At 60.8% G+C, this 25851-nt stretch carries 27 protein-coding genes; 21 read left to right on the top strand and 6 right to left on the bottom strand.

Annotation, left to right across the window (positions count from 1 at the left end; all coding sequences use genetic code 11):
- Window positions 1-83: 83 nt before the first annotated feature.
- On the top strand, window positions 84-1199 hold the full coding sequence (locus I6E51_RS13235) for an LLM class flavin-dependent oxidoreductase (RefSeq protein ID WP_197110617.1): 1116 nt from the start codon (window positions 84-86) through the stop codon (window positions 1197-1199).
- A 53-nt stretch (window positions 1200-1252) separates the two neighbouring features.
- Window positions 1253-1885: an FMN reductase gene (locus I6E51_RS13230; RefSeq protein WP_197108773.1), complete on the top strand. Its 633-nt coding sequence runs from the start codon at window positions 1253-1255 to the stop codon at window positions 1883-1885.
- A 32-nt stretch (window positions 1886-1917) separates the two neighbouring features.
- Here I6E51_RS13230 and I6E51_RS13225 read toward each other — a convergent pair whose 3' ends face one another.
- Entirely contained in the window at window positions 1918-2100 is a 183-nt protein-coding gene (locus I6E51_RS13225) for a DUF5302 domain-containing protein (RefSeq protein ID WP_197108771.1), read from the bottom strand.
- Window positions 2101-2420: 320 nt separating this feature from the next.
- Here I6E51_RS13225 and I6E51_RS13220 point away from each other — a divergent pair, with 320 nt between their 5' ends.
- Both I6E51_RS13220 and I6E51_RS13215 read left to right on the top strand, forming a co-directional pair.
- The gene (locus tag I6E51_RS13220) at window positions 2421-4670 is read left to right on the top strand and encodes a polyribonucleotide nucleotidyltransferase (protein WP_197108769.1); all 2250 of its coding nucleotides are present in this window, start codon (window positions 2421-2423) and stop codon (window positions 4668-4670) included.
- Between the two features lie 198 nt (window positions 4671-4868).
- On the top strand, window positions 4869-5054 hold the full coding sequence (locus I6E51_RS13215) for a hypothetical protein (RefSeq protein ID WP_197108761.1): 186 nt from the start codon (window positions 4869-4871) through the stop codon (window positions 5052-5054).
- A gap of 99 nt (window positions 5055-5153) precedes the next feature.
- Here I6E51_RS13215 and I6E51_RS13210 read toward each other — a convergent pair whose 3' ends face one another.
- Complete coding sequence (locus tag I6E51_RS13210) at window positions 5154-5678, bottom strand: YbhB/YbcL family Raf kinase inhibitor-like protein (protein WP_307784003.1); 525 nt, start codon at window positions 5676-5678, stop codon at window positions 5154-5156.
- A gap of 192 nt (window positions 5679-5870) precedes the next feature.
- On the opposite strand from I6E51_RS13210, the gene I6E51_RS13205 reads away from it, so the two are divergent.
- On the top strand, window positions 5871-6863 hold the full coding sequence (locus tag I6E51_RS13205) for an aldo/keto reductase (protein WP_197108749.1): 993 nt from the start codon (window positions 5871-5873) through the stop codon (window positions 6861-6863).
- Between the two features lie 147 nt (window positions 6864-7010).
- Here the strand turns inward: I6E51_RS13205 and I6E51_RS13200 are convergent, their stop codons facing one another.
- Window positions 7011-7601, bottom strand: coding sequence for a TetR/AcrR family transcriptional regulator (locus I6E51_RS13200; protein WP_197110615.1), 591 nt, complete (start codon window positions 7599-7601; stop codon window positions 7011-7013).
- Between the two features lie 310 nt (window positions 7602-7911).
- Here I6E51_RS13200 and I6E51_RS13195 point away from each other — a divergent pair, with 310 nt between their 5' ends.
- Together I6E51_RS13195 and I6E51_RS13190 are read left to right on the top strand one after the other, a co-directional pair.
- Window positions 7912-9282, top strand: a complete 1371-nt coding sequence (locus I6E51_RS13195; protein ID WP_197110614.1) for a pitrilysin family protein — start codon at window positions 7912-7914, stop codon at window positions 9280-9282.
- 18 nt (window positions 9283-9300) lie between these two features.
- Window positions 9301-9903, top strand: coding sequence for a histidine phosphatase family protein (locus tag I6E51_RS13190; RefSeq protein ID WP_197108911.1), 603 nt, complete (start codon window positions 9301-9303; stop codon window positions 9901-9903).
- A gap of 80 nt (window positions 9904-9983) precedes the next feature.
- On the opposite strand, the gene I6E51_RS13185 is transcribed toward I6E51_RS13190, so the two are convergent.
- Window positions 9984-10523, bottom strand: coding sequence for a GNAT family N-acetyltransferase (locus I6E51_RS13185; RefSeq protein ID WP_197110613.1), 540 nt, complete (start codon window positions 10521-10523; stop codon window positions 9984-9986).
- A 70-nt stretch (window positions 10524-10593) separates the two neighbouring features.
- On the opposite strand from I6E51_RS13185, the gene dapB reads away from it, so the two are divergent.
- Both dapB and I6E51_RS13175 read left to right on the top strand, forming a co-directional pair.
- Window positions 10594-11349: a 4-hydroxy-tetrahydrodipicolinate reductase gene (gene dapB / locus I6E51_RS13180; protein WP_197110612.1), complete on the top strand. Its 756-nt coding sequence runs from the start codon at window positions 10594-10596 to the stop codon at window positions 11347-11349.
- Window positions 11346-11801: a hypothetical protein gene (locus I6E51_RS13175; protein ID WP_197110611.1), complete on the top strand. Its 456-nt coding sequence runs from the start codon at window positions 11346-11348 to the stop codon at window positions 11799-11801. Before dapB ends, I6E51_RS13175 begins: the two co-directional genes overlap by 4 nt.
- A 28-nt stretch (window positions 11802-11829) precedes the next feature.
- Here the strand turns inward: I6E51_RS13175 and I6E51_RS13170 are convergent, their stop codons facing one another.
- Together I6E51_RS13170 and I6E51_RS13165 are read right to left on the bottom strand one after the other, a co-directional pair.
- Entirely contained in the window at window positions 11830-12741 is a 912-nt protein-coding gene (locus I6E51_RS13170) for a TIGR01777 family oxidoreductase (RefSeq protein ID WP_197110610.1), read from the bottom strand.
- Between the two features lie 2 nt (window positions 12742-12743).
- A complete protein-coding gene (locus tag I6E51_RS13165; protein ID WP_197108727.1) occupies window positions 12744-13169 on the bottom strand; it encodes an OsmC family peroxiredoxin in 426 nt (141 codons plus the stop codon).
- Between the two features lie 134 nt (window positions 13170-13303).
- On the opposite strand from I6E51_RS13165, the gene I6E51_RS13160 reads away from it, so the two are divergent.
- The 12 genes from I6E51_RS13160 (at window position 13304) to I6E51_RS13105 (ending at window position 25610) form a co-directional block, all read left to right on the top strand.
- On the top strand, window positions 13304-14113 hold the full coding sequence (locus I6E51_RS13160; RefSeq protein ID WP_197108725.1) for a thymidylate synthase: 810 nt from the start codon (window positions 13304-13306) through the stop codon (window positions 14111-14113).
- Window positions 14114-14142: 29 nt separating this feature from the next.
- Complete coding sequence (locus I6E51_RS13155) at window positions 14143-14694, top strand: dihydrofolate reductase (protein WP_255528631.1); 552 nt, start codon at window positions 14143-14145, stop codon at window positions 14692-14694.
- A 9-nt stretch (window positions 14695-14703) separates the two neighbouring features.
- Complete coding sequence (dapA, locus tag I6E51_RS13150; RefSeq protein WP_197108723.1) at window positions 14704-15678, top strand: 4-hydroxy-tetrahydrodipicolinate synthase; 975 nt, start codon at window positions 14704-14706, stop codon at window positions 15676-15678.
- A gap of 93 nt (window positions 15679-15771) precedes the next feature.
- Complete coding sequence (locus tag I6E51_RS13145; protein WP_197108719.1) at window positions 15772-17448, top strand: ribonuclease J; 1677 nt, start codon at window positions 15772-15774, stop codon at window positions 17446-17448.
- Window positions 17449-17645: 197 nt separating this feature from the next.
- On the top strand, window positions 17646-18620 hold the full coding sequence (locus I6E51_RS13140; protein WP_307784001.1) for a biotin/lipoyl-binding protein: 975 nt from the start codon (window positions 17646-17648) through the stop codon (window positions 18618-18620).
- Window positions 18620-19345, top strand: coding sequence for an ABC transporter ATP-binding protein (locus I6E51_RS13135; RefSeq protein ID WP_197108715.1), 726 nt, complete (start codon window positions 18620-18622; stop codon window positions 19343-19345). The genes I6E51_RS13140 and I6E51_RS13135 overlap by 1 nt, the downstream gene beginning before the upstream one ends.
- A complete protein-coding gene (locus I6E51_RS13130; protein WP_197108713.1) occupies window positions 19342-20757 on the top strand; it encodes an ABC transporter permease in 1416 nt (471 codons plus the stop codon). Before I6E51_RS13135 ends, I6E51_RS13130 begins: the two co-directional genes overlap by 4 nt.
- Window positions 20758-20830: 73 nt before the next feature.
- A complete protein-coding gene (locus tag I6E51_RS13125) occupies window positions 20831-23590 on the top strand; it encodes a DNA translocase FtsK (protein WP_231600163.1) in 2760 nt (919 codons plus the stop codon).
- A 67-nt stretch (window positions 23591-23657) separates the two neighbouring features.
- The gene (gene pgsA / locus I6E51_RS13120) at window positions 23658-24251 is read left to right on the top strand and encodes a CDP-diacylglycerol--glycerol-3-phosphate 3-phosphatidyltransferase (RefSeq protein WP_197110607.1); all 594 of its coding nucleotides are present in this window, start codon (window positions 23658-23660) and stop codon (window positions 24249-24251) included.
- 10 nt (window positions 24252-24261) lie between these two features.
- The gene (locus tag I6E51_RS13115; protein WP_197108710.1) at window positions 24262-24759 is read left to right on the top strand and encodes a CinA family protein; all 498 of its coding nucleotides are present in this window, start codon (window positions 24262-24264) and stop codon (window positions 24757-24759) included.
- Between the two features lie 206 nt (window positions 24760-24965).
- A complete protein-coding gene (locus I6E51_RS13110) occupies window positions 24966-25274 on the top strand; it encodes a helix-turn-helix domain-containing protein (RefSeq protein WP_197108707.1) in 309 nt (102 codons plus the stop codon).
- Window positions 25275-25385: 111 nt separating this feature from the next.
- On the top strand, window positions 25386-25610 hold the full coding sequence (locus tag I6E51_RS13105; RefSeq protein ID WP_197108705.1) for a DUF3046 domain-containing protein: 225 nt from the start codon (window positions 25386-25388) through the stop codon (window positions 25608-25610).
- The last annotated feature ends 241 nt before the right edge of the window (window positions 25611-25851 follow it).

The following is a 25851-nucleotide window of genomic DNA, read 5'->3' as shown; positions in this document are numbered from 1 at the left end:
CCGGGCCGGAATTATCGGGAAACGGCGTGGTTGAACGGGATAACTGATTCATCCAGACAGATTTTGGGAGACCGGAGCACACCATGCAGTTCGGAATTTTCACCGTGAGCGACGTCACAACTGACCCGACAAACGGCACAACGCCCAGTGAGGGCGAGCGCATCAAGGCCATCGTGACGATCGCCAGGAAGGCGGAAGAAGTCGGGCTCGATGTTTTCGCGCTGGGGGAGCACCACAACCCTCCGTTCGTCTCCTCAAGCCCCACCACGACGCTGGCGTACATCGCGGCTCAGACCGAGAAACTCATCCTGTCGACGAGCACGACGCTCATCACGACCAACGACCCCGTGAAGATCGCGGAAGACTACGCGATGCTTCAGCACCTCTCCGACGGTCGCGCTGACCTCATGATGGGGCGCGGCAACACGGGGCCGGTGTACCCGTGGTTTGGCAAAGACATTCGCGAGGGCATCCCGCTGGCCATCGAAAACTATTCGCTGCTGCACAAGCTGTGGCGCGAAGAATTCGTCAACTGGGAGGGCAAGTACCGCACACCGCTGCAGGGCTTCCAGTCGACGCCACGGCCGCTGGATGGCGTGCCTCCCTTCGTCTGGCACGGGTCGATCCGCAGTCCCGAGATCGCTGAGCAAGCCGCGTTCTACGGCGACGGCTTCTTCGCCAACAACATCTTCTGGCCCAAAGAGCACTACATGCGCCTCGTGAGCTACTACCGTCAGCGTTTTGAGCACTACGGCCACGGCACCGCGGCCCAGGCCATCGTTGGTCTCGGTGGTCAGGCCTTCATGCGCAGCAACTCGCAGGCGGCCAAGGCAGAGTTCCGTCCCTACTTCGACAACGCTCCCGTGTATGGCCACGGGCCGTCAATGGAAGACTTCACCGACCAGACACCGCTTGCCGTTGGCAGCCCGCAAGAGGTCATCGATAAGTATGCCGGGATGCGCGAACACTTCGGCGATTACCAGCGTCAGCTGTTCCTCATGGATCACGCTGGCCTGCCGCTCAAGACAGTTCTCGAGCAGCTCGACATTCTCGGTGAAGAGGTCGTTCCCGTCCTTCGCAAGGAGTTTGCCACCAACCGTCCGGCCGAGGTTCCGGATGCCCCAACCCACGCATCTCTCGTCGCCAAGCGTGATGCGGCTCTCGCCGCCTCCGCAGCCGACGCCCCCGCGACGGTCTAGTTTCGCGGCCCGCCGCGCATCCACACCGTCAGATCCACAGAAAGCAGCTCATCATGTCCGACGTCAAGAAGATTGCCGTCATCGCCGCTGGCCTCAGCCAGCCCTCGTCCACCCGACTACTCGCCGACCGTCTCACCGAAGCAACCGTCAACAACCTGCGCGAACGTGGTGTCGATGCCGAGGTGACCGTCATCGAGTTGCGCGACCTCGCACACGACGTGACAAACAATCTGCTCACGGGCTTCCCGAGCACCAAGCTCGATGAAGCGATCGCCGCAGTTACCGGCGCTGACGGGCTTATCGCCGTCACGCCCATCTTCACCACGAGCTATAGCGGGCTGTTCAAGTCATTCATCGACGTGCTCGACCCGCAATCACTCACGGACCTTCCTGTACTACTGGGCGCGACCGGCGGTACCGATCGGCACTCACTCGCGATCGACTATGCGATGCGACCGCTATTCAGCTACCTGCACGCCGTGGCTGTACCAACCGGCGTGTATGCGGCATCCGCCGACTGGGGTAGTGGTGCCGGTAGTGCCTCGAGCACTCTTCCGGCACGAATCACTCGTGCGGCGGGAGAACTTGCGGCGCTCGCCGCGGTCTCCGATCGTTCAGACCGCGTGATTGACCCCTTTGCGCTGCCGGAGGGCTTTAGCCCTGTCGGCAGCTTCGGAGCGCAATAACAACGTGTCTGCGTTAATCCGTCGCGGTGCAGTTACCCGGTCTTGCGGCGGAAATCGCGTTTGTGGTCGGCCCGGTCGTGGGTGCCTTGGATAGCTGATTCAGCATCCAGGTGTCCCGGCCGGTCGGTCTGCTTGCCCTGCTTGCGATCAAGCGCCTCGCGGAACCTGCGCTTGTTTTCTTCGCTCGCAGAGGGTGTTTCTTCTGTGGGTTCCATACTCGTCAGCGTAGGCCACCTGCATGACAATCTGTGCCTGGTCCGTGTCGCGCACCAATCTCTGGGGCTTCACAGGCCCCCGGTGCTACGATTATGGGAGTTGTCCTGCTAGTTAGAGGGCAACGCACGGAGCAGGCTGGCAAGAAGCTGGTCACCGGTGGTAATTTTCCGAGTCGTTCGGAGGCTTTCTACTGTTGGCCAGACATGCGCCGCCACTCTAGGCATGCGCATGAACCATCGCGTCCTTCTGCCCGCTCCTGCTCCTTGACGAGTCGCACACCACACGGGTGCGCGACGTAAAACAAAGGAGAAACCCCCGCATGGAGGGTCCAGAAATCACATTCGCCGAAGCCGTTCTCGATAACGGCAAGTTCGGCAAGCGCACCGTGCGCTTCGAAACCGGTCGACTCGCTCAGCAGGCACAGGGTGCCGTCGCTGCGTACCTCGACGAAGAAACAATGATCTTGAGCGCGACCAGCGCTGGCAAGCACCCGCGCGAAGGCTTCGACTTCTTCCCACTCACTGTGGATGTTGAAGAGCGTTCCTACGCAGCGGGCAAGATCCCCGGCAGCTTCTTCCGTCGCGAGGGTCGTCCCTCCACGGAAGCGATCCTCGTCTGCCGTCTCATTGACCGTCCGATGCGTCCGACCTTCGTTGAGGGCCTCCGCAACGAAGTTCAGATCGTCATCACTGTTCTGAGCATCGCTCCGGACGAGTTCTACGACGCGCTCTCGATCAACGCCGCATCGCTCAGCACCCAGATCTCAGGACTTCCGTTCTATGGTCCGGTTGCCGGCATCCGCATGGCTCTGATCAACGACCAGTGGGTTGCCTTCCCGAAGCACAGCCAGCTTGCTGACGCTGTCTTCGACCTCACCGTTGCTGGCCGCATGGTCACCAACGACCAGGGTGAAGAAGACATCGCCATCATGATGGTTGAGGCAGAAGCTACCGAGAACAGCTGGGAGCTCATCAAGGCTGGCGCAACGAAGCCCGACGAGGCTGTTGTTGCTCAGGGCCTCGAAGCATCGAAGCCCTTCCTCAAGCAGCTCGTCAAGGCTCAGCTCGAGGTTGCCAACAAGGCTGCCAAGCCTGTTGCCGAGTTCCAGCTCTTCCCGCCGTACTCCGACCAGGCGTACAACGCGGTCAGCGAAATCGCTGAAGCTGAGCTTCGCGACGTGTACAAGATCGCTGACAAGATCGAGCGCCAGACCGCTGACGACGAGCTCAAGGCTCGCGTCAAGGCTGAGGTTCAGTCCAAGGTTGACGCTGAAGAACTCAGCGAAGACGTACTCGGCATGGTTGGCGGAGCGTACAAGGCCGTCAGCAAGAAGGTTATGCGTACCCGCGTACTCACCGAGGGCATCCGTATCGACGGCCGTGGCTTGAGCGACATTCGTGCGCTCGATGCTGAGGTCGAGGTCATTCCTCGCGTTCACGGTTCGGCAATCTTCCAGCGCGGCGAGACTCAGATCCTGGGTGTCACCACGCTGAACATGCTCAAGATGGAGCAGCAGATTGACTCACTGGCACCAGTGACCAAGAAGCGCTACATGCACCACTACAACTTCCCGCCCTACTCGACTGGTGAGACCGGTCGCGTTGGTAGCCCGAAGCGTCGCGAGATCGGGCACGGCTTCCTTGCCGAGCGCGCTATCGCACCGGTGCTTCCTGCTCGTGAAGACTTCCCTTACGCGATCCGCCAGGTATCCGAGGCTCTCGGCTCCAACGGTTCGACGTCGATGGGTTCTGTTTGTGCGTCGACTCTGTCACTGCTGAACGCTGGTGTGCCGCTGCGCGCACCCGTCGCCGGTATCGCCATGGGCCTGATCTCGGATGAAGTTGATGGCGTTACGCGCTACGCAGCTCTCACCGACATCCTCGGTGCTGAAGACGCACTCGGTGACATGGACTTCAAGGTTGCCGGTACGAGCGAATTCATCACCGCTATCCAGCTCGACACCAAGCTCGCTGGTTTGCCTTCGTCGGTTCTCGACGGAGCGCTCAAGCAGGCTAAGGAAGCGCGTACCGCGATTCTTTCGGTGATCAACGCTGCAATCGACGCTCCCGACGAGATGGCCCCCACGGCGCCTCGCGTGATCTCGGTTCAGATTCCGATCGACAAGATCGGTGAGCTGATTGGCCCTAAGGGCAAGAACATCAACCAGATCCAGGATGACACCGGAGCCGACATCTCGATTGAGGATGACGGAACCGTCTACATCGGCGCTGTCGATGGTCCTTCTGCCGAGGCTGCACGCGCGGCGGTCAACGCCATCGCGAACCCGCTCAACCCTGAGGTTGGCGAACGCTTCTTGGGTACGGTCGTCAAGATCGCTACCTTCGGTGCATTCGTATCGCTCACCCCGGGCAAGGACGGACTGCTGCACATCTCTGAGGTTCGCAAGCTTGCCGGTGGCAAGCGTGTTGAGAACGTCGAAGACGTTCTCGGAGTCGGCCAGAAGATTCAGGTTGAGATCACGAAGATTGATGACCGTGGCAAGCTCTCGCTTGCTCCCGTCTTGGAAGAGACTGAAGCAGAAGCAGCGGCTCCCGCTGACGAAAGCTAAGTCCCGCTAGACGTACATCACACAGCGCCCCTTCTCGACGAGAAGGGGCGCTGTGTCGTTAACGGTGAGTCTCGCCGCCGCGATCGTGCACCTCCGAAAAATTGTCTGATCGGAATGCAGGCAAGACAGGGGTAGTCACCCTTGTCTGCCCTTCGTTGGGGTGCCGCTTCGGGGGGTCGATCACGCTATTGTGTGGGAGTGACCCGAATCACTACACCTCTTGATGCCTTCATGAGCGACATGTTCATTTGGCTAGAGACCGCATGGTATTTGTGGGTGGCCCTCGGCATTGTTGTTTTCGTCGTGGTCGTTTGCGTGGTTGTTGCGAAGATGCGCAGCCGAGGCTACGAACGCGTTCCGCATTACTACCGCCGCAACACCTAACTCAGAGACTTTCGCGTTCTCCCGATTGCCCGTATTTCCGATACGGGATGTTTGTCGTGCCTGCACTGGCTGCTGCGCGCTTCAGGCGCTAGCTATCCTCTAGGTACTCGAGACGCCAATCAGTTGCGCGCGCGCGACGATGAAGTCGCGCAGCGCGAAGCCGAGCATGGCCGGGGTGCTTCCTCCTGGCACGTCGAGACGTTCGACGTTGAGGGCGCTCACGGTAAAGACATAGCGGTGCGGCCCATGGTCGGCCGGAGGGGCCGCTCCCTGAAACGAGGTGAGCCGCAGTTCGTTGGGAAGGGTGATCGCACCATGGGGCATGAGCTGGGCATCCGGATTGCCGGCGTCTTGGGGCAACGACTCAACGGAGGCCGGGATGTTGTAGACGGCCCAGTGCCACCAGCCGCTGCCGGTGGGGGCGTCGGGGTCGAAGACCGTCAGTGCGAAGCTCTTGGTGCCGGAGGGGAAACCGTGCCAATGCAGTGTGGGGGAGCGATCTTCGCCGCCGGCGTTCGCAATCCCTGAACGGGCCCACTGGGGGAGTGTGCCACCCTCTTCGAAATCGGGACTCTCAAGTGCAAAGGTGGGTACTTCGGGCAGTTTCCAATTGGGGTCATTCACGGTGACGGTCCTCTCGATAGCAAAAACGGCGCTGTGGCCAGTATGGCGAGAATGATGCGCAGACGACACTTTCGAGGGGTGTGTGACGCGAAAATGACGGTTTTCGACACGGACTAATAACGATCTGTCTGTCCTCCCGCCATTCACTCCCATGGCGACATATTCTTACCAAAAGCCTTGTGGGAGGCCGTTATGACGCAAGTGCACCCGACGCAATCACTGACGGGTTCCACTCGCGCGCGTCCAGTAACCGGGCAGCATTTCTCTACTCGGGTCATCGGGTCGTCTGACCTCCGTGTCTTCCCTCTTGCGCTCAGTGGAAACATCTTCGGCTGGACCGCAGATGATGCCGCAACCGCCTCGATTCTCAATGCTTTTGCCGACGGCGGAGGCAACTTCATCGACACGGCAGACTCCTACGCGTCCGGTCGCAGCGAACTCATGATCGGAAAGTGGATGCGCGTCCGCCGCAACCGCGATCAGATTGTGGTCGCAACCAAGGTCGGGAAGAGTCGCGACAACCCAGGCATGGAAGCTGACGCCATCAAGCGCTCAGTGGATGCTTCGCTTGCGCGATTGGGAACATCCCACATTGATCTTTTGTACTTGCACGTCGACGACGAGAGTGTCGACTTCGATGAGACGCTGCTCGCCGTTGACGAACTGATTGGTGAGGGCAAGGTTCGCTACTTCGGTGGTTCCGATCACACGGGCAACCGACTCATTCAGGCGCGCATTGCCTGCGGCCAGATGGGGGTTGCGCCCATGGTCGCGGTACAGGCGCACTACAATCTTCTTCACCGTCACGAGTACGAAACGGGGCTCGCGCATGTGGCAGCGATTCAGGGGCTTGGCGTTATGCCCCGATTCGCGCTCGCCAGTGGATTCTTAAGCGGCAAGTATCGGCAGCGTGCCGATCTTGCGCTCAACTCGCGCGGCCACGACGCGGCACAGTACTTGCGTCGCCGTGGCATCAAAATTCTGAATGCTCTCGACGGAGTCGCCGAAGAGCAAGATGAGAGTGTCGCGACGATCGCTCTGGCCTGGCTCTTGAACAAGCCTGGCGTTGTAGCGCCGGTGGTCAGCGCTAGCCGTGCCGAACAGGTTCCCGAGCTGATTGCAGCGGCGCGGGTGCAATTGACGCGGCATCAGTCAGCGGAGCTTGACCGCGTTTCTCACTACTAACGCGTGTCAGGAACAAGCGCGCGACGGTGACGAGCACGTTCTGCCCCAGACGCCTTCATACGGCTGACGCCTTTATGCGACGGGCGCCTTCGCGTAACTAGCGAGCTCAGGAGACCAGTGCGCCTCTGTTGGTGCGGGACTGACTGGCTAGACCTTGACGGCGTCAGAGAGCACGCGCTTGACGACGCGGGCCATAGCGGCGCCGGCGGCAATAGTGTCGCCGGCGTAGCCGCCGGCGAGGGCGCCATCCTTGGCGAGCATGAGCTCGTCAGCAGCGTCTCCGGCAAAGGGATGTTCTGCGGTGCGCATGAGGTCGTACAGCGACTCGTTGTACCAGTCGCGGTGATCAGCGATCAGCAGGCGAACCGGGTGGGTGGGGTCGGGGAATTCCGCGACAACGTTGAGGAACGGGCATCCGCGGAAGTCGGGCTTAGTGAGTTCGGCGGCGACTGACTCCAGGAGGCCAAGAACAGCGTCGTGCGGTGAGGCGGCATTGTCGATTATCGACTGAACTTCGGCCTCAACGGCGGCACGGCGGCTCTTGACGTACTCAAGGATGAGGTTGTCTTTTGAGCGGTAGTGCTTATAGAAGGTTGCCTTGGTCACGCTCGACTGGGCGATGATGCGGTCTACACCGACGTTCAGAATGCCGTCTTGGTAGAAGAGGGTGTTGGCCGTCTCTAAGATGCGGCCTTTGGCCGGAGCGCGCTGCGCGGTCTCTGGTGTCTCAAATACCATCGCAGCGCACTCCTTCCGTGGAGGTTCGGATCAGGAACTGTCCCCACTATGTGCATCGCTAGATTCGGGTCCAAGCGATGCGGTTTGTTTCATAACCCGGATTCGGGTCTGGGTTATGTGGTTTACATCAACCGGTTCGGGTCCGGATGATGGGTTGTCGGCTTCGGGTGCCTACAAAGAACATTAGCATATGAGGACATACAGACAAGTCTGTCTGTCCCCTTTTTTACACCCCAATTTGGGGGACGGAATCCGACCACATTTGAGCCGCTGACTCAGGAGAGACACAAATGACGTAGGCTCAGTGGTGATGAGCGACGCTGTAATTCTTCCTCTTGACCTTCCCGAACTGTCGTTCACCGCAACAGGTGACAGTCTCGTTCGTAGAACTGTTTTGCCGAGCGGTGTGCGCATTCTGAGCGAGCAAGTACCCGGAGCGCGCAGCGCCACCGTGGGCTACTGGGTCGCTGCGGGCTCCCGTGACGAGCATCCTGAGACGTTCGGCGCCACCCACTTCCTTGAACACCTCTTATTCAAAGGCACAGCCTCTCGCTCGGCGCTCGACATTGCCGTGAGCTTCGACGCTGTCGGCGGCGAGCACAACGCGATGACGGCCAAGGAATACACCTGCTACTACGCCAAGGTGCAAGACATCGACCTTCCGATGGCTATCGACGTCATTGGCGACATGCTCACCTCAAGCCTCATCGATCCCACCGAGTTCGCTAATGAGCGCGGCGTCATCCTTGAGGAACTGGCGATGGCCGACGACGATCCCACGGATGTTGCCAGCGAGCGCTACTTTGAGGCCGTCTTCGGCGCGCATCCGCTCGGCCGTCCTATTGGGGGAAGCCCGGAGACGATCAATGCGATCTCGCGCGATGCCGTCTGGGATCACTACCAAGCCAACTACCGCCCGCAAGACCTCGTTATTACGGTCGCGGGGGCTGTTGACCACGATGAACTTGTCGCCGCTATTACGTCGTGCCTCGTGGCGGCAGGCTGGGACCTCTCGACAGAAGCGGCCCCGGTAGCCCGTCGCGACCTTTCCGGTAGCGCCCTTTCCCCGGTGCTGACCCCTGGCCAGCGACTTCACGTCACGCATCGTCCGATCGAGCAGGCCAACATCATCGCCGGTGTCGAAGGCCTCTCGGCGACCGATAGTCGTCGCGCAACGCTCACGGTGTTGAACTCGATCCTGGGCAGCGGCATGTCATCGCGACTCTTCCAAGAGGTGCGCGAAAAGCGCGGGCTTGCCTACTCCGTCTACTCCTTCTCGCCCAGCTACTCCGACGCAGGCGTTTTTGGCATCTACGCCGGATGCTCGCCCGAGAAAGTCACCCAGGTCACTGACCTGATGCTCGAAGAGTTTCATAAGCTCGGCACCGCCCAGGTCACCGACGAAGAGATCAGCCGCGCGATTGGCCAGCTGCGAGGAGGGTCAGCGCTCGCGCTCGAAGACTCCGATTCCCGCATGTCACGCCTCGGTCGCAGCGAGCTCACTCTCGGTGAGTTCGTCGACCTCGACGCCTCCATTGCCCGCATCTCGGCAGTCACTGCCGACGACATCCAAGAACTTGCTCACGAACTCTCGTCGCGCCCCCTCTCTATTGCAGCGGTCGGGGCCGTCAACGAAGAGATGTTCTCAGGGCTTGCTCTCGGCAGTGTTGCCCAGAGCTAGATCAGCAAAGGAATGATGATGGCGCATTACCTGTATCTCGTACGGCACGGAGAGCAGCAGGACGCAGAGCACGGGTTGCCAGACGGACCGTTGTCGGGCAAAGGTGTCCGGCAGGCCCAAGCAATCTCCGAACGACTGAGCGGGGTTCCCTTTACGCGCGCGTTCCATTCGCCGCTGCAGCGTGCCGAGGAGACGGCAGCGATTATGACCGAGCGGATGCCCGCCCTCGAGTCTCAGCCGACGACGCTGCTCATGGACTGCATCCCCAGTGGACCCACTCACGATATGCCCGCAGCCTTTGAGCCCTTCTTCGGTTCCGTGACGGCTGAAGAAATCGACGCTGGTCAGGCGCAGATGGAAGACGCCGTCAACGAGTTTTTGACTCCGGCGCGCGAAGACCGTCATGACCTTCTGATTACCCACAACTTTGTGATTTCGTGGTTCGTGCGCGAAGTGCTCGGCGGGGATCAGTGGCGCTGGCTCGGCCTCAATCAAGCCAATTGCGGACTGACGATCATCCGTGTGCGCAGTGCTAAGCCACCCGTGCTCGTCACGCACAATGACCTCGGCCACTTGCCGGCTGAGCTTCGCACCGGATTGCCCACGGAACAGCCCTACTAGACAGCCCTACTAGACAGCTCTGCTCCGCAAGGCTGGAGCGGCAGTGGCAGCGGCAGTGGCAGTGGACTGAGACACAGCGATTAGCGCAGGGTCTTGAGATACCAGGTAGTGGCGTTCGAATTGTCGTTGTAGGGCTCGCACGGTTCGAAGCCGCTTGAACGATAGAGCCCGCCTGCCGCGGCGAGGCTTTCGTTGGTGTCGAGTACGAGTTCCGTAGCGCCCCAGGCGCGTGCTCGTCGTTCGAGTTCGCTGAGAAGCTGGCGGCCAAGACCCGCACCGCGACCCTCGGGGCGCACCCACAGGTGCTTCACTTCGAACCGACCGGGCTCAAGCTGGCGGATGCCACCACAGCCGAGTGCGGTCGCCTGCGACTGAGCATCAAGAGCGGATGCTCCCGGTGCAACGGTGGGCGTCGCATCACGTTCGGGGCCGGCAGCAGGCTCGGGGTCCGTCTCGATGACGAGGAACACACCGCGCGGCTCAGTGAACTGTTCCGGCGTGGGGAACGTCGTGACGTAGCCGGAGGGCGTCGGGAAGGTCTCAGCGCGGTAGCTGAAGTATTCCGTCAGAAGTTCGTGGGCGAGGGCATCCGTCACGGGAAGAGAGCGAAACTGTGGCACAGCACCAGAGTACTCGCGGCGCAGCGGGGGAGTAGTCGGTGAGCCCGCTCAGGATTGGTAGATTTGAACAATGACAACGAAAGTAGCGGTAGTCGGCGCAACCGGTCGCATGGGCAAATACATCAGTGGCGTCGTAGAGGCTGCTGCTGATTTCTCGCTCGTCGCCGCCCTCAACTCACGGTCTGAACTCAGCGAGATGCTCGCGGCAGACATTGTGGTGGATGTCACGGAGCCGAGTGTTTCACCCTCGGTTGTCGATTTCGCGATCAGTAATGGCAAGAGCGTGCTCGTCGGCACGTCGGGCTGGAGCGAGGACCGCGTTCAGGGCTTGCGCTCAACGTTGACGGAGACTCCCGAGACTGGCGTCGTCATCATCCCCAACTTTTCTCTCGGCTCGGCCCTCGCGACCTCCTTCGCGACCGCCGCCGCTCGCTATTTCGACTCGATCGAAATCATCGAGAGCCACCACGCCGCCAAGGTCGATTCTCCGTCTGGCACCGCAGTGCGCACCGCCGAGCTCATGGCGGATGCTCGCTCGGAGCGTGGCCCGGCGTTGGCCCCGCACGTCGATCAGCGCGCCCGTGGCGAGCAGGTCGCCGGCATTCCGGTGCACAGCCTGCGGATGACGGGAGCGATCGCTCACCAGCAGGTCGTTTTCGGTGGTCCAGGCGAAGTGCTCACCATCGACCACCGCACGATGTCGCAGGATTCCTACGAGGCCGGCATCCTGTTAGGGCTCCGTGCCGTGGTCGGCGCTACCGGCGTGACAGTTGGTCTCGACCAACTCATTGACCTCTCACCAGCATCGGGCACACCCTCCGCATGAAAACACGCATAGCCGCACTGGGCATGGTGGCGCTTCTCGCGCTCTACATGATCTTCGTGATCAACTATTCGATCGTGCTCATCCGCATCGATCAACCCATTGCCAACGTCATGGGCTGGGCTTTGCTCGTGCTTCCGCTGATCGGCTTTTGGGCGCTCGCCGCAGAATTGTTTTTCATTTTCCGGGCCGAGCGACTGCTCACGACCCTCGAGAATGAGGGCACACTGCCGGATGAGGCGGTTGAGCTCTTGCCGAGCGGCCGGCCCGATCCGGCGACGGCAGATCGCGCTTTCGACCGCTATCGCTCCGAGGCTGAGGCTGCACCAGAATCATGGCGCGCGTGGCTGCGCTTGGGGCTCGCGTATGACGCCAGCGGCGACCGCAAGCGTGCCCGCTGGGCTACGCGACGGGCGATAGCGCTTTCGCGCGCGAAGCCGACGCCCACCGCCTAGCTAGCTTCGCTGGTCGGCGAGAGTACCTCTACTCGACGAATGCGTCGATGGCCTGCTCGATAGTCGTGTGGCGGAACGTGAACCCCGTGCTGGCAAGTGTGGGCGATTGAACGTTCTCATCGACCAAGATGAGGTCTTCACCGGCGTCGCCAAGCATCCGGAACGCAAAGCTGGGTACGACGAACCAGTGTGGCCGTTTCATTTTTCGCGCCAGTGTTGTGGTGACGGTTTCGGCTGTCGCCGGGGTAGGGCCGACGAGCGAAACGGCGCCGGCAAAGTCGCTGCGTAGTAGATGGACGATAGCCGCGGCTTCATCGTGCAGGCTGATCCACGGCCAATACTGGGTTCCACTGCCGAGGCGGCTTCCAACTCCGAACCGTGTCAAGAAATTCAGCGGTGTGAATGCTCCGCCCTGGCCGACCACAATCCCGGTGCGGAACATGACGAGCCGCGTGGTGCTCGGCGTTAGCCGCGCTGCTTGCTCCCAGGCGTAGACGACGTCGCTGAGAAATCCTGTTCCCTTGCTCGACTCATCGGTGAGCACTTCACCGGGGCGGCTGCCAAAGTAGCCAACGGCCGACCCGCTGAGAAACACCACGGGCGGATTCGAGGCGCGGCGAATAGCTTCGGCCAGCGCTCGCGTGCCGTCAACGCGCGACCGCAGAATCTCGCGCTTATAGCTGGGCGTCCACGGGAGCTTGCCCGTGGACGCACCAGCGAGGTTGATGACGGCGTCTGCGCGCTCGATGGCCCGTTCATCCACCGTGCCCGCTCGTGGATCCCACTCGTATTCGCCCTCGGCAGTCGGTTCGCGACGCACAAGCTGCATCACTTCGAATCCCGCCGCGGTGAGTTGGGATACCAGCTCTGTTCCGATGTAGCCAGACGCGCCGGCAACAAGGACTCGTGAAATCGGGGGACGGGGAGCTGGCTCGTTCATGGCTAGGCCAAGCTCGCTTCGAGGGTGATGGGGATGCCGGTCAGCGCCCGTGAGACGGGGCAACCTTCTTTGGCTTCGGTTGCCAATCGCTGAAAGTCGTCTTCGCTGAGGTCCGCCACTTTGGCGCTCACCAGCAGGTGGCTCCCGGTGATGCCCTCGGCGGGATCGAACGTCACAGCGGCAGTGACTTGAAGACTTTCTGCCGGGGTGCCGTTCTCGGCGAGACCGTTCGAGAACGCCATTGCAAAGCACGCAGAATGGGCAGCACCCAAAAGCTCTTCGGGGTTCGTTGTTGCTTCTTGACCTTCGGATCGTGCGGCCCAGGTAACGGGGAATTCTGCGGCGTCAGAGGAATCCAACGACGTGGTTCCTTTGCCGCTGAAGAGGTCGCCGAACCAGAGAGTTGTTGCTTCGCTCGTAACAGGCATTGCTGTCCTTTCGTCGATCTCAACACTATGCGTTGGCTATGCAGCGCGCATGAGAAAGCCGTGTGAAACCGGTGCCGGTCGCCGCGCTGCGGAGCCGTGGCGCCACGCACGGTGCACTCAGTACTATTGGTTCGATGGCATCCACGATCGCAACCCCATATGAAGACCTGCTGCGCGACACTCTCGCGAACGGCGTAGCTAAGGGTGACCGCACCGGCACGGGCACACGCAGTGTGTTCGGGCGTCAGCTGCGATTCAACCTCGCCGAGGGGTTTCCTCTCATCACGACTAAACGGGTGCATTTCAAATCGATCGCCTACGAGCTGTTGTGGTTCTTGCGCGGCGAAAGCAACGTGTCATGGTTGCGCGACAACGGCGTCAGCATTTGGAATGAATGGGCGGATGCCGACGGCGAGCTTGGCCCCGTCTATGGGGTTCAGTGGCGCTCCTGGCCGACACCGTCTGGTGAGCAGATCGACCAGATCTCCGAGGTCATCGAGCAAATCAAAGACAATCCCGATTCCCGTCGGTTGATTGTGACGGCGTGGAACCCCGCCGATATCCCCAAGATGGCTCTTGCGCCGTGTCACGCGTTCTTCCAGTTCTATGTTGCAGACGGCAAGCTGTCTTGCCAGCTCTACCAGCGCAGTGCCGACCTGTTCTTGGGTGTGCCCTTCAATATTGCGAGCTACGCGCTGCTCACTCACCTTGTCGCTGAGCAGACCGGTCTCGAGGTCGGTGACTTCGTCTGGACGGGCGGCGACTGCCACATCTACGACAACCACGTTGAGCAAGTAACCGAACAGCTCTCTCGCGAACCTTTTGCGGCACCGCAGCTGGCGATCACTACGAAGCCAGCGAGCATCTTCGACTACACCTTCGAAGACTTTGAGGTTGTCGGCTACGAGCACCACCCGGCCATCAAAGCCCCGGTCGCAGTGTGAGCGGTAACGGCCGCGCTTTCTCTGTCGCCTTGATCTGGGCACAGTCCGCCGGTGGAATCATCGGTCATGACGGCTCGATGCCGTGGCACTTGCCCGAAGACCTCAAACACTTCAAAGAACTCACCCTCGGCAGCCCCGTCATCATGGGGCGCAAGACGTGGGATTCCCTGAATCCACGGTTTCGCCCACTGCCAGGGCGACGCAATATCGTTGTCACTCGCCAAGAAACGTGGGCCGCGAGCGGAGCCGAAGTCGCGCACAGCGTTGACGCGGCGATTGAGCTGGCTGCGGCATCCGCTGATTCCGGGGCCGCCGTTTCTGCTGACGCTGACGCCACCGGCGCACGGGACACCGTGTGGGTTATCGGGGGAGCGGAGATCTTCTCCTCAGTCCTTGATCATGCCGATCGTGTGGAGATTACCGAGATCGCCGCCACGTTCGATGGCGACACAGTGGCACCCGCGCTCGATGACGAGTGGATGCTCGCCGCCACCGATCCGGTCGAGGGCTGGCACACGTCATCCACCGATCTCCGGTATCGATTTTTGCGTTACGAGAACCAAGAGCCTCAGCAGCGGTAGCCTAGAGGGGTGACTAAAGAGAATCCCTTCGGCCAAGTCCTTGTTGCGCTCATTACGCCCTTCACCTCTGAGGGTGAAGTCGATTGGGCCGATGTAGAGAAGCACATCGATAGCGTGATCACCTCTGGGGCCGACGGCATCGTCGTCACGGGCACCACGGGGGAGACGAGCACGCTCACTGATCCCGAGAAGATCAAGCTCGTTGAGGTGGCCAAGTCAGTCTCTGGTGGGCGCGCCAAGATCATTACGGGCGGTGGCTCCAACGAGACCGCACACGCCATCGAGCTCTACAAAGCGAGCGAGAAGGCGGGCGCTGACGGCGTCATGATCGTCACGCCGTACTACAACAAGCCCACTCAGTCCGGTGTGCTCACGCACTTCCGCATGATTGCGGACGCGACTGATTTGCCGGTGATCTTGTATGACATTCCCGGCCGCACGGGAATCCCGATCACGTACGAAACCATTCTTCGTGCCGCCAAGCACCCCAACATTCTCGCCGTCAAAGACGCCAAGGGTGACTTCAGCGAGGTGAGCCGCGTGCTCAACCAGACTGACCTCATGTACTTCTCCGGTGACGACTCCAACGTCTTGCCGCACTTGTCGATCGGTGCCTCTGGCCTTATCGGCGTGACGGCCAACATCGCGCCAGCGCCGTACCGCGTGATTGTGGATGCCGTCAATGCTGGCGACCTTGCAACCGCAACGGCCGCCCACCAAGCTCTCGAGCCACTCGTGCGCGCTGCGATGACTCACGTACCCGGCACGGTTGCAGCCAAATACATCCTTCACGGTCTCGGCCGTATTTCGAGTCCGCGCGTGCGCTTGCCGCTCGTAGGCCCCGAAGATGCTGAGGCAGCCCTGATCGAAGACGAGTTGGCTCTCGTCTCGGGTATCAAGGGGCTCGATCTGTCCAACTTTCGCCCTGACCGCAATGCCGCGGCCGGGGGAGCCCTTCCCAAGATTGCCGGGGCAACCCGCTAGGTTCACCCACGCGGGGTAGGCTCTGCCACGGGCATGGCCCACATTTTTCGCACGGGGGCTGACGGCCCCACACAACTATCTGCAAGGTACTGAATGCCAGTTTCTATTTTTGATCCGCCCGCCCTCGAATCGGGCACGCTTCGTGTCACCCCGATTGGTGGTCTTGGCGAAATCGGTCGCAACATGACCACGTTCGAAATTGACGGCAAGATTCTCATCGTTGACTGTGGCGTGTTGTTCCCTGAGGAACACCAGCCCGGTGTCGACCTGATCCTGCCCGACTTCAGCTCGATTCGTGATCGTCTCGATGACATCCTCGGCATTGTGCTCACGCACGGCCACGAGGACCACATCGGTGCTGTTCCCTATCTCTTGCGTTTGCGCCAAGACATCCCGCTGATCGGTTCGACTCTCACGCTCGCGTTGATTGAGGCGAAGCTCAAGGAGCACCGCATCAAGCCGTACACCCTCAACGTCACCGAGGGCCAGAAAGAGAAAATCGGCCCCTTCGATCTTGAGTTCGTTGCCGTCAACCACTCGATTCCGGATGCTCTTGCTGTCGCCATCACCACTGACGCGGGCACCGTCCTGCACACGGGTGACTTCAAGATGGACCAGTTGCCCCTCGATAACCGCATCACCGACCTGCGTGCGTTTGCGCGTCTGGGCGAAGCGGGAATCGACCTGTTCCTCTCCGACTCCACCAACGCCGACGTTCCCGGCTTCACGCCCAACGAGCGCGACATCGGCCCAGTGCTCGAAGCGGTTATCGCTAAGGCTCCGCGACGCGTTATCGTGGCGAGCTTCTCGAGCCACGTCCATCGTGTTCAGCAGGTTCTGGATGCCGCGATCGCCAACAACCGCAAGGTTGTTCTGATGGGGCGCTCCATGGTGCGCAACATGGGCATCGCGTCAGATCTCGGATTCCTTAAGGTGCCCGACGGGGTTCTGTTAGACGCCAAGAAGGCCGTCAACTACCCCGACAACCAGCTCGTGTACATGTCCACCGGCAGCCAGGGCGAGCCGATGGCTGTTCTGGCACGCATGGCCAACATGGAACACCAGATTGAGGTCGGTCAGGGTGACACGGTCATCCTCGCTTCGAGCCTCATCCCCGGCAACGAGAACGCGGTGTACCGGGTCATCAATGGCCTCACCAAGTTGGGTGCCAACGTCGTGCACAAGGCGAACGCCAAGGTGCACGTCTCAGGTCACGCGGCTGCGGGCGAATTGCTCTACTGCTACAACATCTTGCGCCCCAAGAATGTTCTCCCCGTTCACGGTGAGTACCGCCACTTGGTCGCAAACGCGAACCTCGCCATTCAGTCGGGCGTGCCCGCTGAAAACACGATCATTGCTGAAGACGGCACTGTCATTGACCTCAAGGACGGCCACGCGGCTGTTGTGGGTCAGCTTGATGTCGGTTTCGTGTACGTCGATGGCTCGAGCGTCGGCGAGATCACGGAGGCCGACCTCAAGGATCGCCGTATCCTCGCCGAAGAGGGTTTCATCTCCATCTTCGTTGCGGTGGATCCTCAAACCGGCAAGGTCATTGTGGGGCCCGAGATCCAGTCTCGAGGCTTCGCAGAAGACGAAGGCGTGTTCGACGCTGTGCTTCCGCAGGTGGTCAAGGCGCTGACGGATGCCGCCGAGAATGGCACGCGCGATACTCACGCGTTCGCTCAGGTGGTTCGTCGCACGGTGGGTCGTTGGGTGAACACTCAGCACCGTCGTCGTCCGATGATCGTTCCGGTCATTATCGAAGCGTAGGTGTTATGGATGGCGCGGGAGCTTCGGCTTCCGCGCCATTTGTGTACCCGGACCCTTTCTCCGCGTGCGCCGTCGCCGGGGGATTGCTGACGTCTGCGCGCGGTTGAACGTTGGGCTTGTTTTTCGGTCCCCGAGGTGGTGTGATGTGAAGATTGCTCGGCTGTGTCGACGGGCTTCCTTCAGATTCGGGGTTTCAAGTGGGCGTTGCGCGCAGGTGGGTCTTCCCCATCATCTGGATGATCATTTTTGCCATAATCGCGGCAGCGCTCGTGAAATTCGCGTTCTTTGGTGACGCTCTTAGCGCGGACAGTCTCGAGTACCCGACGGTCGCCATTGAAGAACAGCACTACGAAGTAGCGACAGGAACCATCACCAACGATGTCGAGCTGACGGGGAGCATCACCGCTACCGCAGCAGTTCCGATCCCGGCGACGCTCTCGGGTGAGGTGCGCGAAGTGGCGGTATCGGCCGGGCAATCGGTAAAGAAGGGTCAGGAGATCCTTAAGCTGCGGGCCGAAGTGGTCAACCCCGATGGCACCTCGGGAACGCAGTGGAAAATTGTTGAGGCGCCGGCGACGGGCAAGCTGACGGACTTCACGGCGCTCATTGGGTCGTCGTTTCAGGTGGGGTCTCCGGTCGGCAACGTTGCTCCACCGTCCTACATCGTGAGCGGAACTGTGCCGTCAGAACAGCTTTATCGCCTCGTGGATCGTCCGAAAGAGGCGAGCGTTGCCATCAACGGCGGCCCGGCACCCTTTACGTGCACGGGGCTCAGCATCGCGTTCGCGTCGGCGAGCGAGGCGGGTGCGGGGGCGGAAGCGACATCCGGGCCCACAGTGTCCTGCACCGTGCCGAGTGATGTCGTGGTCTTTCCCGGTCTCACCGCCGACATCACAATTGCTGGCGGGATTGCCGAGGACGTCATGATTGTGCCCATCACTGCGGTCGAGGGTGCTGCCGGCTCCGGAAACGTTCATTTCGTTCTGCCGGATGGCACAACCGAATTGAGAGAAGTAGTTTTGGGGCTCAACGACGGCGTGAACGTCGAAGTCGTGTCAGGCCTCGAAGTGGGTGACACTATCTTGCAGTTCGTGCCTGGCGCAGAAGCCGTCGACGAGGAGGCGCTTCCCGATAACTGCTACGAAGACGGCGACGAAGTGGTGTGTTACTAATGCCGTTGCTCTCGCTTGATGGAGTCACACGCTCGGTCGAGTTGCCCGATTTCTCGACACTCGAGATCCTCAGAGGGATCACTCTCGATGTCGAGGTTGGCGATCACATCAGCATTGTGGGGCGCTCGGGGTCAGGAAAATCAACGCTGCTCAACCTCCTCGGGCTCATCGACAATCCCACTTCGGGCCGGATTGTGTTCGACGGTGAGCCGCTCGAGAAGCTCGCGGGAAGCAAACGCGATCGCAAACGCGGGCGAGATGTTGGCTTCATTTTTCAGCAGTTCAATCTTCTTGCGGGCCGCACGGCTCTCGAGAATGTCATGACCCCCTTGCTCTATGCCTCAGGGCGCCAATTTTGGCGACGTAAAGCTATCGCCGCAGAGATGCTCGACCGCGTCGGGCTTGGTGATCGGATGGCCTCGATGCCTGAGAAGCTCTCGGGCGGTGAACAACAACGTGTTGCTATCGCGCGCGCCCTTGTTCGCAGCCCCCGCCTGATCCTCGCCGACGAACCGACCGGTGCTCTGGATGTCGAGACAGGCAAGACGGTGATGGCTCTGTTGGATGACGTTGCCGAGCAGTCAGGCGCTGCTCTCATCACCATCACGCACGATCCGAACGTCGCAGCCCTCGCCCGTCGGCACTACCGTCTTGACGGCGGGGTTCTTGAGCCGATCGACGTGCACAAGATGCTTGCGGCCAGTCTTCCTGAGGCTGCGCTATGAAGTGGTGGCGAAAGAAAAAGACTGAGAACGTTTCGACCGAGCCGAACGACGCCATCGCTCTCACGGGAGCCGACGTAACGGAGACGACACCACCGGACGCAACACGCGTGGATGCTGAGCCGACCGCATCCACCGAATTGGTCGCGCGCCCCGGCTCTGCTCTCGCGCAGCTTCGCAGCGAGCCGCGGGGTGCGGTCTTCAGCGGTGCGGTGGGGGCTGTAGTCGAAGCGTGGGATGAGGTGCGCATCAATCGCACCCGTGTCTTGTTGAGCCTGATCGGTATCGGTGTCGCGGTGTGCGCGCTCGCCACTGTCGTGGGAGCGGGGACGGTGTTCGGCCAAGCCCAGACGGAACAGTTTGAGCGGGGCAGCGGTCGCCCCGCAACGCTTGCCGTCTATCCGCCGTACCAAGAAAGCGGAACCCAGAATCCTGACGCGACCACGTTCATGGCCAGCATGGAAAACATCATTGAGCGCTACCAGATCAGCCATGCGACTCCACTATTGCGGGGAAGCGTCACGGCGAACCTTGTGAACGGCTCGCAGTACACGGCCGTGCAGGGAGTCAGCGCTGCCTATGGTGTCATGCACCGCGTTGAGCTCGGGGAGGGACGTTGGCTCACCGACGAGGATGCGAACCGGCTTGCTCCCGCCGTCGTGATCAATGACGAGTTTTACGAACAGCTCGGTCGCCCAGATCTGCGCACCCACCCGACGATTGTGTTGGAAGGGGAGACCACCACCACCGCCGTTGTGGTGGGAGTCTTTCTCCCGCAACCCTTCTCGACGGGACTCACCCTGTCGATGCTGGCCGACCCATTCCGGGCCCTACTCGGATCCTCCGCCGGGGAACAATCCGACATCAGTTACGAACTGTGGGTTCCTGAAGAGCAATCCGCGCAGCTGCAAGACATCATCACTCGCGATATCGTCGGTGACTTCGGCGCAGACTGGCAAGCAAACGTCACCCGAAATGACTATCTCGCCTGGGGCGGGCCTAGTCCTCTCGAGCCTCTGCAATGGGTGATCGGGGGCATCGCGGGCCTGATCCTTCTCCTCGGCGCTCTTGGCCTCGTCAACATCTCCCTCGTGACCGTCAAGTACCGCGTGCGAGAGATCGGAGTACGGCGAGCCTTTGGGGCCACTGCTGGCCGAGTCTTCTTCGCGGTGATGATGGAGAGCGTCGTCGCATCGGTCGCCGCGGGGGTTATCGGTGTGGCGCTGGCGATCGTCATCGTTCAGAATCCCTCCGTCCAAGAACTCATTGCGCCCGGGGTGCAAGATCTCCCACCGTTCCCGCTGGAGGCAGCGTTGATCGCGCTCGCGGCATCCGCGGCAGTAGGGGCGCTAGCGGGATTGATGCCGGCACTCGTAGCGGTCAGGGTGAAAGTTATCGATGCCATTCGCTACTAGGGCTGGTGCGGCAGAGCGGGCGCGATGAGTGTCGCTGCATCGCTCTGACAGAGGCCACCGGTAGCGTTGAATTATGGCTACGCGTACATCGTCGACCTCGCGCTCGGGTGCGTCGAAACCGCGCGCCAGAAACACCACGAATAAGACCCAAGCGACTAAACGGATGCCGCGAGGCAAGAAGCCTCCGGTCGAGCCGGAAGGGCCCCTCACCAAGCTGTGGCTCGCGCTTGCACACATGGTCGGTGGAGCGTTCCGCGTTTTCGGTCGTGAAGAGCTCACGAAAGACGAGCGTCGCGACGGTGTTCCTTTCCTCTTCTTCCTGCTGGCGATCGTTGGCGCCGTCGTCGAGTGGTTCAATCCCACCGACTCGGTAGCGATCGCGCTCGACGCATACACCTTCGGTGGACTCGTCGGGCGCGTGGCCTTCGCGTTGCCGGTGATTCTGCTTCTCTTAGCGGTCTGGATGTTCCGGCATCCGTCGAGCGTTCACGACAACGGCCGCATTGGCATCGGGCTCAGCATTCTTATCGTGACGGTTGCCGCGCTCTGCCACGTGTACACCGGGCAGCCGCATCCCTCAGAGGGTGCTGAGGTTATTGCCCGCGCCGGGGGAGTGTTCGGCTGGCTGCTTGCAAATCCGCTGCTGTGGCTTGGTGGCGTGTGGCTCGCAGTGCCCCTGATCGTGCTTCTGCTGGTGCTCTCGATCTTCATCGTCACGAAGACTCCGCCCAATCGGCTGCCGTCGCGACTGCGCGAACTTTACGCTTACCTTTTCGGTGCACAGCTGCAGACGGATGAAGAACGGGCCGCGGCCAAGGCTCAGGCTGGTGCCACCTCGAACGACTCCGTTCAGTTCGGGTCTCTGACCGACATCGGGCTCGGGGATGCCAACGACACGGGATCGCTGCCCTGGTGGCGCCGCAACAAGTCGCAACCGACGCAAGACAAGGCTTTTGATAGCCCCGTAATTTCTCGTGACCAATCGACTGAGATCGTGGCCCCGACCGCTTCGCCGTCAGCCGCTCCGGTTCAGCCGCCTGCAGCAAAAGATCTCACCAAGAAAGAAGATGAGTTCGGCGTCGAGCTGCTCGAAGATCTCCTCAAGGCTGAAGACGCGGTCAAGAAGTATGCGACCGGAGAAGTGGATGCTTCCGCCACCGGTGTGCGTGACGACGGCCCCGGCATCCTGCCTGGTTTCACCACCAAAGCGAGCGAAAAGGGCAATGCGGGCGAGTTCGACGGCCCGCACGAGACCACTCCTCAATCGACCTCGGTCTATCGGCTTCCGCAGGCAGCGATGCTCTCGGCGGGAACCCCGCCCAAGTCGCGCTCGGCAGCGAATGACGAAGTCGTTGCAGCGATCACTGAAGTGCTCAAGCAGTTCAGCGTGGATGCTACGGTCACCGGTTTCAGCCGCGGACCCTCGGTGACGCGGTATGAACTTGAGCTCGGTCCTGGCGTGAAGGTGGAGCGCGTCACCGCGCTCGCCCGCAACATCAGCTACGCGGTCGCAAGCAACGAGGTCAACATCCTGTCGCCCATCCCGGGCAAGAGCGCTATCGGTGTTGAGATTCCCAACAAGGACCGCGAGATCGTGTCGCTCGGTGATGTGCTGCGTTCCAGCGCGAGCACGAAGAGCGAACACCCCATGACGATCGGTCTTGGCAAGGACGTCGAGGGTGGCTTTGTCGTAGCGAACCTTGCGAAAATGCCCCACCTGTTGGTTGCCGGTTCGACCGGCTCGGGTAAGTCGAGCTTTGTGAACTCCATGATCACCTCGGTGCTCATGCGGGCAAAGCCGGCCGAAGTGCGCATGGTTCTCATTGACCCGAAGCGCGTCGAGCTCTCGATCTATGCCGGGGTTCCTCACCTCATCACGCCCATCATCACGAACCCGAAGAAGGCTGCTGAAGCCCTCGCGTGGGTCGTGAAAGAGATGGACATGCGCTACGACGATCTCGCCAGTTTCGGTTTCCGTCACATCGACGACTTCAACCGTGCGGTCATCGCCGATGAGATCAAGCTTCCCGAAGGCAGCCAACGCAAGCTCAAGCCCTACCCGTACCTGCTGATCGTTGTCGACGAGCTCGCCGACCTCATGATGGTCGCACCGCGCGACGTCGAAGACTCGATTGTGCGAATCACGCAGTTGGCGCGAGCATCCGGAATCCACCTCGTGCTTGCCACCCAGCGCCCCAGCGTCGACGTCGTCACGGGACTCATTAAGGCCAACGTGCCATCACGACTCGCTTTCGCGGTCTCGAGCATGACGGACTCTCGCGTGATCCTCGATCAGCCGGGCGCAGACAAGCTCATCGGTCAGGGAGACGCACTCTTCTTGCCGATGGGCGCTTCCAAGGCGATTCGTGTTCAAGGAGCGTGGGTTCCCGAGAGCGAAGTAGCTGAAATTGTGAAGCACGTGATCGCGCAGGCACAACCGGAGTACCGCAACGATGTCGCTGTTGTCGCCGAGAAGAAGCAGATTGATGCTGACATCGGGGACGACCTCGATGTGCTGCTGGCGGCGACCGAGCTCATTGTCAGCACGCAGTTTGGCTCCACCTCGATGCTGCAGCGCAAACTGCGCGTCGGGTTCGCCAAGGCCGGTCGTCTTATGGACTTGCTCGAATCGCGCGAGATCGTCGGCCCGTCAGAAGGTTCGAAGGCGCGTGACGTGCTCGTGTCGGTTGAGCAGCTGCCAGCGGTGCTCGCGCGACTGCGGGGAGAAGACGAGCCGGGTCCGGTTGACGCGGTAGAAGAGTCTCTCAGCGGATACGATGAAGTAGAAAGCGCCTCAGACGAGGACGCCTGGAATTTGACCGATCGGGAGTGATCGCGTGGGCGACCAACCAGTTTCTGAATCCGCTCCGCCCCACCGCACCAGCTCATTTCGTGGTCGGATGGTTCGCAAGGGTGATTCTCCGGCGTCGAATGCCAACATCGCCAACATCGTCACTGTGGTGCGGATCTTTCTAGCACCGCTCTTCATTTGGATGCTGCTGCTCGATGACGGCGAAATGGGGCTCATCCGCTATATGGCGGCAGCCCTCTTCATCTTCGCGATCGTCACTGACACCGTCGATGGCCACCTGGCTCGCGGGAGAAACCTCATCACGAACGTCGGGATCATCCTCGATCCCATTGCCGACAAGATTCTGACCGGTGGCGCTCTCGTTGCCCTGTCGATTCTGGGTGAACTGCCGTGGTGGATCACGATCCTTATCTTGGTCCGCGAGTTCGGCATCACGATCTACCGTTTTGCGGTGCTGTCGAAGGTCGTTGTTCCGGCCTCCCGCGGAGGCAAGCTGAAGACCGTTCTGCAGGCCGTCGCCATTTCTCTCTTCTTGGTCCCGTTGTTCACCGTGCTCGGCCCGTGGGTCCTCTGGGTGAACTGGTTCGTGATGGCTATCGCTTTCATCTTGACGATGTACACCGGCATCGAATACCTGTGGCAGGCATGGCGCCACACCCGCAAATCCAACTCAGGAGCGTGACCCTTCACCAGTGACTACTGAAGAACTCGCCACGAAGATCGTGGCGATTCTCACCGAACAACGACAAACCCTTGCTCTAGCCGAGTCTTTGACGGGAGGGCTGTTGTGCGCGTCGCTCGTGGCAGTGCCCGGTGCTTCCGCGGTGCTCAATGGGGCAGTGGTGGCCTACAACACCGCCATCAAACATCAGGTTCTCGGAGTTGATGCAAGTCTGCTCGCCATCCACGGCACGGTGCATCCGGATGTCGCAGCACACATGGCCACGGGAGCGCGCGACATTCTCGGGGTCGGCGAGCAACAGGCCTACTTCGGCTTGGCAACGACGGGTGTCGCGGGGCCGGACTCTCACGAGGGCAAGCCGCCTGGAACCGTGTTCATCGGTTTCGCGGCCACTGGCTTCGTCGAGACGAGAGATTTCCACTTTGCGGGGGATCGACACGAGATTCGTGTGCAGGCCGTGCACGAGGCGCTGCAGTGTTTGTATGACTACCTCACGTCGGAAGACTAGTTCTCGCGGGTGGTTTGGTTGTCCCCAGAACTGGTGACAGGTCGTGGCAGAGGCCGGGAATAATCCATGTTTCGGCTCGGTTACAGTAAGCGAACTCACAAGGCTTCTCCAGTGTGGAGCGGTTAGAGTTCAGAACATAAAGTGGCTGTAGTCTTAGCTATCCAGAATAGTCTGGTCGCACGATTCAGTCAGAAAGGGAGTGTCCAATGGTTCTAGTTCGTCAAGAAATCGGTGACGTTCTCCGCGACTTCCGCTTGCAAAAGGGACGCACCCTTCGACAGGTCGCAAGTAAGGCGAGCGTTGCTCTCGGATACCTCAGTGAGGTTGAACGTGGTCAGAAAGAGGCAAGTTCTGAAATTCTTGCCTCGGTAGCTGAAGCTCTCGATACGCCCATCTCCGTGATTATGCGCGAGGTCGGCGACCGTCTAGCGGTCATCGAAGGCGCAACCACGATTCCCGATACTCTGCCCGACGAACTCGTCGCAGAGTTCGATTCGAACCTGGTTTCGCGCTAACCCCATCACGTCAGTGTCATCACGTCGCTGTCATCGCGTCAGTGCCCCGTTCCGGTGTGGAGCGGGGCATTCGTGCGTTCGGCGTGCTGTTGTCGCGTTTAGGGTGGAGTAATGCGATTGAGTGAGTTCTGGTTGGCTGTCTCCGATGAGTTCGGCGAGCCCTACGGCCGCGTTCTCGTCAACGATCAGGTGCTTGGTCCAGTCGGCGGCGTGACCGCGGCTCAAGCGCTTTCGCGTGGTGTTCCCGCGAAACAGGTGTGGGCCGCCCTGTGTGACGCTATGGACGTCCCCGCGGATCGCCGCTATGGCGTTGGCCAGCGCGAGCCCAAGAAGTAATCTTTTCGCTTCTGCGTGGCATGTTCGAACATCTGTTCGATATTGGTAGTCTTCTCCCTAACATCCTTTCGAATATTGAGTTTGGATGAGTTACGCACGTCGCTTCTCTGGAATGTCAGAGCATGCCCGTAGCGTGGCATTAGCAACACAGCCTTTGTCGGGAGGTTGCGGGCCTTGCATCATCGGTCCACGCCAATCACGACAGCCTATGGGCAGCAACCTACGACCACTGGAGAAGAAG

Source organism: Salinibacterium sp. NSLL17 (genome assembly GCF_015864935.1).
GTDB lineage: Bacteria > Actinomycetota > Actinomycetes > Actinomycetales > Microbacteriaceae > Rhodoglobus.
This window is presented reverse-complemented; position numbering and strand designations above follow the sequence as displayed.